The organism is Desulfobacter sp. (assembly GCF_050177295.1).
On sequence record NZ_JBFXHE010000296.1, the window covers coordinates 1 to 5,565 of the forward strand.

5 protein-coding genes and 1 pseudogene are annotated in these 5,565 nt (G+C 48.1%); all 6 read left to right on the top strand.

Annotated features, from left to right (window positions below; genetic code table 11):
- Window positions 1-819 (top strand): annotated as a pseudogene (locus tag AB7U36_RS17250) (V-type ATP synthase subunit A); the annotation flags it as partial.
- Window positions 800-2,101, top strand: a complete 1,302-nt coding sequence (locus tag AB7U36_RS17255; RefSeq protein ID WP_428160923.1) for a V-type ATP synthase subunit B — start codon at window positions 800-802, stop codon at window positions 2,099-2,101. The pseudogene AB7U36_RS17250 and the gene AB7U36_RS17255, both read left to right, overlap by 20 nt.
- Window positions 2,098-2,700: a V-type ATP synthase subunit D gene (locus AB7U36_RS17260; RefSeq protein WP_428160924.1), complete on the top strand. Its 603-nt coding sequence runs from the start codon at window positions 2,098-2,100 to the stop codon at window positions 2,698-2,700. The genes AB7U36_RS17255 and AB7U36_RS17260 overlap by 4 nt, the downstream gene beginning before the upstream one ends.
- Window positions 2,697-4,502, top strand: a complete 1,806-nt coding sequence (locus AB7U36_RS17265; protein ID WP_428160925.1) for a V-type ATP synthase subunit I — start codon at window positions 2,697-2,699, stop codon at window positions 4,500-4,502. The genes AB7U36_RS17260 and AB7U36_RS17265 overlap by 4 nt, the downstream gene beginning before the upstream one ends.
- 20 nt (window positions 4,503-4,522) lie before the next feature.
- Window positions 4,523-4,966 (top strand): V-type ATP synthase subunit K, encoded by a 444-nt coding sequence (locus AB7U36_RS17270; protein ID WP_428160926.1) that lies wholly within the window; start codon window positions 4,523-4,525, stop codon window positions 4,964-4,966.
- Between the two features lie 14 nt (window positions 4,967-4,980).
- The coding region (locus AB7U36_RS17275) for a glycogen/starch synthase (protein WP_428160927.1) at window positions 4,981-5,565 on the top strand (585 nt) is incomplete at its 3' end.

A 5,565-nucleotide genomic window follows, 5' to 3' on the forward strand; every position in this document is an offset into this window, starting at 1 on the left:
CTTGAAGAGATACCGGGAGAAGAGGCTTTTCCAGCCTATCTTGAGTCAATTGTGGCAAATTTTTATGAACGTGCAGGAAGGGTGCGCATGAAGGACGGCAGTATCGGTTCCATCACCATCGGCGGCACAGTAAGCCCTGCTGGCGGCAATTTTGATGAACCTGTGACCCAGGCGACATTGAAGGCTGTGGGGGCCTTTCACGCCCTGTCCAGGGAGAGGTCGGATGCCCGCAGATATCCGGCCATAGATCCCTTGGAAAGCTGGAGCAAATATACCGGTGTGATCGAAAAGGATGCCGGCACAAAGATGATCAGACTGTTGAACCGGGCATATGAAGTCTCACAAATGATGAAAGTGGTGGGAGAAGAAGGCACTCCCATGGATGACTTTGTACTTTACTTAAAAGGGGAATTCTTTGACAGCGTCTATCTGCAGCAGAATGCCTTTGACCCCATTGACGGTGCAACATCACGAGAACGGCAACTGAACTGCTTTGGCATGATGGAAAACATCATAAACACCCGGGTGACATTTAAGAATAAGGACGAAGCCAGATCGGTCTTCAGCAGACTTCGCTCCCTTTTCATAGAGTACAATGCCTCTCAATGGGAAAGTGATGAGATGGAAACCTATGCCTCCCAAATTACAAATTACCTGAATGAATACTGCCAGGAAAACAGAGAGGACGGATTCATGCTCCATGACAAACCCTTTATGGAAAATCACCTGGATTCCACATTTGTACGCGCCAAAAATTTTAAGAACTTAAATGACGGAATCCCTGTGCATAGGGAGGAAGATGCTGAAAGTATACAATAAAATCATTCAGATATCAGGCAATGTCATTGTCCTGAATGCCCGGAATATCACATACGGAGAGCTGGCAGTCATCTCTTCAAGGGAGCAGTCATCCCTTGCGGAAGTCATACGGATTGATGGAGACCGGATATATCTTCAGGTATTTGTCGGCAGCAGTGGCATCTCCACCAATGATGAGGTCCGTTTCACAGGTGCGCCCATGCGAACCTCTTTTTCAGAGAATCTTCTTGGAAGGGTTTTTAACGGCATCGGGAAACCAAGGGACAACGGTCCTGATCTCAGGGAAAATCCGGTGGACATCGGCGGTCCCACGGTAAATCCGTCAAAGCGGATTGTGCCCTCCAGGATGATACATACCGGAATCCCCATGATTGATCTCTTTAATTCCCTGGTGGAGTCCCAGAAGATTTCAATTTTCACCACCTCAGGAGAGCCCTACAACGAACTGCTGGTAAGGATCGCCATGCAGGCGGAGGTTGACATCATTGTCCTTGGTGGCATGGGACTGCGATTTGACGACTATCTGTTTTTCAGACACACCCTTGCCGAACAGGGGGCGCTGAACAGGTCTGTTCTTTATATCCATACAGCAGCAGATCCCACGGTTGAATGTCTCACGGTGCCGGACCTGTGCCTTGCGGTGTCAGAACGGTTCGCCCTTGGGGGCAAAAGAGTTCTGGTCCTGTTGACGGATATGAAAAACTTTTGTGACTCCCTCAAGGAAATCGCCATTATCATGGAGCAGGTGCCCTCCAACAGGGGCTATCCCGGAGATCTTTACAGCCAGCTGGCATGCCGGTACGAAAAGGCAGTGGATTTCAAAGATGCCGGTTCCGTGACCATTCTTTCGGTGACCACCATGCCTGGAAATGATGTCACCCATCCTGTGCCCGATAATACCGGGTACATCACCGAAGGGCAATATTACCTGAACAACGGCCGCATAGAACCCTTTGGCTCTTTGAGCCGGTTAAAACAGCTTGTCAACAAAAATACCCGGGAAGACCATAGAGCCCTGATGGACAATATGGTGCAGCTCTATGCAGATTACCAGGAGACACTGGAAAAACGTTCCATGGGATTTCGCATGTCATCATGGGATGAAAAGCTTTTAAAATACGGCACTGCCTTTGAAGCTCAATTAATGGATCTCTCTGTGAATATCCATCTGTTTGAGGCCCTTGACAGGGGGTGGCAGATTCTGGCCGATTGTTTTGCGCCCAATGAAACAGGCCTTAAAAACGAACTGGTTACCCGGTTCTGGCCTGGGGTTAAAAAATGAAAAAAGTCAAACTGACAAAACCTGAGCTGAAAAAGCAAAAGGACAGCCTGAAACGATTTCAGAGATATCTGCCCACGTTGCAGATAAAAAAACAGCTTCTGCAGCTTGAGATGGGAAGGATATTAAGGGAAATCAAAGAGATAAATGGGGAAATCGCCAGGATAAAAGACAGTATAAACCCTTGGGCCGGTTATCTTGCCCAAGGGATAGATCTTTCTCAATTATTGGTTATTGAGGGGATTGAGACAAAAAAGGTCAATGTCACAGGCGTGGATATTCCCGTGTTTGTGGCGGCACACATACATATTGAAGAATATGATCTTTTTGAATATCCCCTGTGGGTGGACAAGGCACTGGAAATCTTGCAGGCGCTTGTCATCCTCACCGCCCGGCGTATCATCCTTGAGGCCCAGTTTCGTCTGCTTTCAGTGGAGCTTCAAATCACCTCCCAGCGCGTAAATCTTTTTGAAAAGGTGAAAATCCCGGAAGCTGAAAACGCCATAAAAAAAATATCCATCCACATGGCAGAGCAGATGGCAACCGCAGTGGGCTGGGCACGCATTGCAAGAAAGAAAATTCAGGCACAGGAGCGCAAATGATAGAGCCGATGAAAAAAGTAACCCTGCTGACCGGTGCTTCGTGGGAAGATGAAACCCTGAAAGCCCTGAGAGAAACAGGGATTTTCCACATCCGGCCGCCAGAAAATGCCGAACTCTTTGATGTGACTGTAAAAAACAGGCTGTGGGATAATATGTTGCTGATTCAGGAGGCCCTTGGTCTCATCCCCCAGGCAGTGAAAGCTAAACCCTGTAAAGGAGATGAAGACGGGACTGTCTTGGCTCGGGAGTTATGCAGTAAAACCAAAGAGGCATCCTCCCTGGAAGCACAGATTCAGGAACTGGAAAAGGCGTATGAGGACCAGAAGATATGGGGACAGTTTGATCCCCATGACATTGATCAGTTGAAAGATCACTCAATTTTCATCCGTCTTTTTAAGGCACGTAAAAAAGAGCTGGGGCAGCTTCCCGCTGATATTGCAAGTGTGGCTATCCATACCCGGGGTGCAATGGTATACTTTGCGGTTGTGACCTGTCATGAGCCGCTCTGCCCCATTCCTTTCCATGAAATCAGTATGCCAGAGCAGAGCCTTTCCCATTTAGCGCGGATGCTTGAACAAAAAAGAGAAGCACTTGAAACCATCCAAAAAAGAATTTTGGAACTTTATGGTACGGCCCAATATATGATCCGTTCCCTGAACGAATGTAAAGCGCTTTTAGCCTATGAGAATGCGCGGAATGCCATGGTCAGAAGAGGAGACATTATATATCTGCAAGGGTATTGTCCCGCCTGCTTTACCGGGAAGCTGAAAGAACGTGCAGACATTGAAAAATGGGGTATTGTGCTTGAAAATCCAGGACCGGAAGAAACAGTTCCATCCCTGGTCCGGTATTCAAAACTGACCCATCTTTTCAGGCCGGTCATGGCATTCATAGGGGTCCTGCCCGGATACCGGGAATATGACGCCAATGGGCCTTTCCTGTTTTTTTTCACCCTGTTTTTCGCGATGATCATAGGTGACGCAGGCTATGGGTTCATAATACTGGCTGCCACTTTTTTCCATGCAAAACGATCTCCTGCGCCTCACAAGGATCTCATTCCCCTTTTGTATCTGCTCTCTTTATCCACCATGGTCTGGGGCGCGTTGACCGGGAGCTGGTTTGGCGTGGAAGCCTTAAGAAATTTCCCTTTATTTAAAGCCATGATTATTCCTTCCATGGACACGTTCTCCGATACAAGCCAGCCTTTTATCATACATCTGTGCTTTCTCATTGGAGCGGTCCAGCTCTCCTTTGCCCATTGCCGGCGCATTCTCAATACCTTTCCCCATATCAGATTTCTGGCGGAAACAGGCTGGTTTTTTTTAATATGGGCAATTTATTTCATTGTCCGTGTTCTTGTGCTCAATCAGCCTTTTTCTCCATTGGGGTATTATTGTCTTATTGCAGCGCTCTGCCTTATCATCTGTTTCGGGCAGCAGAAAGAGGATGGTTTTTTCAAAGGCCTGGCAAGGAGTGTTGTCCGGCTGCCCCTGGATATCATTACCTGGATAGGCAACCTTTCCGATCTTGTCTCCTATGTGCGGCTCTTTGCCGTGGGTATGTCCACAAAAGAGGTGGCTGTGGCTTTTAACAACATGGCTTTCAATATCGGTTTTGACACGCTGCCGGCGATGTTTGCGGCGGTTCTCGTACTTCTGGGCGGCCATTCGGTGAATCTTCTTCTGGGTGCCATGGCCATCCTGGTGCACGGCATCCGGTTGAATGTACTGGAATTTTCAAAACATTTGAGCATTGAATGGTCAGGGGTTCCCTATGACCCTTTCCGGGAACCGGAACCATAAAAATTAAAAGGAGAATATACATGGATTTTCTGAACAGTCTTGGTGACACGGGTTTTGTTCTTGTTCTTTTTTCTGCTGCCGTTGGATCGGCGTTTGGCACGATGGCCGCGGGTATGGGAGCACTTGGTGCATGGAAAAAATGTTATCTGCAGAATAAAACGGCTCCGTTTATTCTGGTGACTTTTGTGGGAGCCCCTCTGTCCCAGACAATTTACGGTATGATTTTAATGAACGCTTTAATAGCGGCACCTGCCACTGTGTCCGGTGTTGTAAAGCTCTTTGTGGGTCTGGGCGGTGGGATTGCAATGGGCCTTTCGGCCTGGTTACAGGGCAGGGCCGGCGCCATGGCTTCAGATGCATTGGCTGAAACGGGAAAAGGGTTTGGTAATTATATGATGGTGCTTGGCATTATTGAAACCGTTGCCCTCTTTGTCATGGTTTTCCTGATGACCGGTTTGAAATAGGGGAGGAGGTACTTATGCCTGATAGAGCAAGAATTCTTATCGTCACCCCGGAGGTGACTTATCTTCCTGAAGAAATGGGATCATGCGCAGGTTATTCCGCCAAGGCCGGCGGCCTGGCCGATGTTTCAGCGGCCCTGATCAGTGCCCTGTTTGATCTGAACTGCGATGTCCATGTCGCCATACCTGATTACCGTTCCATCTATCATGATTATTCCACCGAAAAGCATGACCTGGAGGTGGAAAAAATCAGGCAAAGCCTGAACGAGAAGCGGATTCATTTTGCCGCGGACCGGACGTTTCTTTATAAAGAAAAAGTATATTCCGGTAGTTATAAAACAAATCTGAAGGTGTCCCTGGCATTTCAACGGGAGGTGATCAATAATATCATCCCCAGGGTAAAACCGGATATCATCCATTGTAATGACTGGATGACAGGCCTGATCCCGGCCATGGCAAGGCAGTATGGAGTTCCCTGCCTGTTTTCCATTCACAATATCCATACCATGACCTCCACCCTGGCCGAGATAGAGGACCGGGGGATTGATGCCGCTTCCTTCTGGCAATGGCTTTATTTCAAACGGCCGCCTGAAAGTTATGAG

Excerpts from the sequence above, each read along its gene's own strand:
- AB7U36_RS17255 (WP_428160923.1), top strand. The coding sequence starts at position 800 with ATGCTGAAAGTATACAATAAAATCATTCAGATATCAGGCAATGTCATT.
- AB7U36_RS17260 (WP_428160924.1), top strand. The coding sequence starts at position 2,098 with ATGAAAAAAGTCAAACTGACAAAACCTGAGCTGAAAAAGCAAAAGGAC.
- AB7U36_RS17270 (WP_428160926.1), top strand. The coding sequence starts at position 4,523 with ATGGATTTTCTGAACAGTCTTGGTGACACGGGTTTTGTTCTTGTTCTT.
- AB7U36_RS17265 (WP_428160925.1), top strand. The coding sequence starts at position 2,697 with ATGATAGAGCCGATGAAAAAAGTAACCCTGCTGACCGGTGCTTCGTGG.